Origin of the sequence: Ideonella sp. B508-1, assembly GCF_000333615.1 — a bacterium.
Classification (GTDB): domain Bacteria; phylum Pseudomonadota; class Gammaproteobacteria; order Burkholderiales; family Burkholderiaceae_C; genus Ideonella.
Genome location: NZ_BADL01000262.1, coordinates 1 through 2,093, shown reverse-complemented (window position 1 = coordinate 2,093; position 2,093 = coordinate 1). Strand labels below are relative to the sequence as shown.

3 protein-coding genes and 1 pseudogene are annotated in these 2,093 nt (G+C 71.1%); all 4 read right to left on the bottom strand.

What is annotated here, in order from left to right:
• Positions 1–606, bottom strand: a 606-nt coding sequence (locus I73_RS27385) for a D-alanyl-D-alanine carboxypeptidase family protein (RefSeq protein ID WP_022980658.1), incomplete at its 3' end; no start/stop codon positions are given.
• A gap of 53 nt (positions 607–659) precedes the next feature.
• On the bottom strand, positions 660–1,286 hold the full coding sequence (locus I73_RS11010) for an alpha/beta hydrolase (protein WP_022980657.1): 627 nt from the start codon (positions 1,284–1,286) through the stop codon (positions 660–662).
• Positions 1,287–1,289: 3 nt separating this feature from the next.
• Positions 1,290–1,619 (bottom strand): ferredoxin, encoded by a 330-nt coding sequence (locus I73_RS11005; RefSeq protein ID WP_022980656.1) that lies wholly within the window; start codon positions 1,617–1,619, stop codon positions 1,290–1,292.
• 44 nt (positions 1,620–1,663) lie between these two features.
• Positions 1,664–2,093 (bottom strand): annotated as a pseudogene (locus tag I73_RS33160) (teicoplanin resistance protein VanZ); the annotation flags it as partial.

The following is a 2,093-nucleotide window of genomic DNA, read 5'->3' as shown; positions in this document are numbered from 1 at the left end:
GGTGTACTCCTTCATGGAGTAGTACGGGTAGCGCTCGGGGAAGTCGCGGATGATGTGCGAGGCAATCACCGAGATGTCGCGGGCGCTGGAGTAGTGGCCCGCCTCGGTCAGGCCGGTCACGTTCTTGAAGGCGGTGTTCTTCAGACCCCAGGCCTGGGCCTGGCGGTTCATCAGGCCGACAAAGCCGTCCAGGCTGCCGGCCGTGCCTTCGGCCAGCGCCACCGAGGCGTCGTTGCCCGACTGCACGATCATGCCCTTGAGCAGTTCGTCCACCGTGGGCTGCATGGTGGTGTCGATGAACATCAGCGAGCCGCCGCCCTTGCGCTCGGCCCAGGCCCGCATGGACACCGGCAGGCGCTGATCCAGCGAGACCTTCTTGTCGCGCAGGGCCTGGAAGACCTCGTAGGCGGTCATCAGCTTGGTCAGCGAGGCCGGCTCGAAGCGGGAGTCGGCGTCGCGCTCGGCCAGCACCTGGTTGGTCGTCATGTCCAGCAGCAGGTAGCCGTGGGCGGCGATTTCCGGCGGTTGCGGCAGCTGTGCGGCAGCCGGCAGCACGGTGCCCAGCGCCAGCACGGCACCGAACAGGGGAGAGCGAAGAGAGATCATGGAATTTCCGGTCACAGAGAAGGAAAAGCGCCCGTCGGCCGGGCCCTGGGCACTCAGCGGTGCCAGGCCCCGGTCACCAGGGACTTCAGGACAGACAGCTGTCCGTGGAAAAAGTGCCCCACGCCAGGCACGACGACCACCGGCAGGACCTGGGGCCGTGCCCAGTCCAGGGTGGCCGGCAGCGGAACAACGTCGTCGGCCTCGCCGTGGATGACGAGGGTGTCGGCCGGCACCGGCGGCACCGGAAAGCGCGAGGTGGCCGGCCCGACCAGGGCCAGCCGCTCGGCGGCCTGGTCGGCCGGCAGGCGGGCCGCCGCGGCAGCCGCCACGTAGGCGCCGAAGGAAAAGCCCGCCAAGGCCAGCGGCAGGGCGGGGTCACGCACGGCGGCGATCACAGCCAGCGCGTCGTCCACCTCACCGCGGCCCTCGTCGTACTGGCCGGCCGAAGCCCCCACGCCGCGGAAGTTGAAGCGCGCCACCCGGTAGCCCAGCTGGAGGAAGGCCCGCGCCAGGGTCTGGACCACCTTGTTGTCCATGGTGCCGCCGTGCAGCGGATGGGGGTGGCAGACCACGACGACGCCGCGCGGGGTGGCGTCCGGCGGGGTGTCGATCACCAGCTCCAGCGGGCCGGCGGGCCCGGCGATGGTCAGGAGCTGCGACTGCGGATTGAGGCCCGCCATCCTTCAGCGTCCCACCGTGGGCGGCAGCATCAGGCGCTCGACCGGCTGACCGTCGCGCAGGTGCGACTGGACGATCTCGTCGATGTCGGCCTCGTCCACGAAGGTGTACCAGACGGCCTCCGGGTAGACCACGGCCACCGGGCCACCGGCACAGCGGTCCAGGCAACCGGCCTTGTTGACCCGCACCCCGCCCGGACCTGCCAGGCCGGCGGCCTTGACCTGCTGCTTGCAGCGGTCGAAGCCGGCCTGGGCGCCGTGCAGGGCGCAGCAGTCCTCGCCATTGGGACGCTGGTTGAGGCAGAAGAAGATGTGGCGCTGGTAATAGCTGCTCATGGCGTGATTGTAGGCAGCCGGTCGGGCCGCACGGTGAGCAAGGGTCAGCGCCGGGCCAGGGGCGGCATGCGCTCGGAGGACGCCACGCGCAGCCCCAGCCAGGCCAGGGCGGCCAGCGGCCAAAGCCAGCCCACCCACTTGGCCAGACCGTGGAAGCGGATGAAGCGCCCCTGCTCCCAGGCCTGCAGGCTCATCGCGAAATAGGGGTCGGACGGCGCCTGCACCACGATCACCAGCTGCAGGGCCAGCGCCACCATGCCCAGGGCCGCGGCCAGACGCTGCGGCGCCGGCAGCGCCAGCAGGGCCAGCGCGCCGCCCAGCTGCAGGGCCGGCAGCACGCCGGGCGTCATCCAGGACAGGGCATGGACCGGGCCGAAGTTGAGCGCGGCCGACAAGGTGGTGGTGGCCAGGCCCAGGCCGGCCAGGCCCAGGCCGGCGACCACCCGCCGCCAGCCGGGCGGGTGAATGAATAGC

Coding starts and splice junctions, on each gene's coding strand:
- I73_RS11010 (WP_022980657.1), bottom strand. CDS start 1,286: ATGGCGGGCCTCAATCCGCAGTCGCAGCTCCTGACCATCGCCGGGCCC.
- I73_RS11005 (WP_022980656.1), bottom strand. CDS start 1,619: ATGAGCAGCTATTACCAGCGCCACATCTTCTTCTGCCTCAACCAGCGT.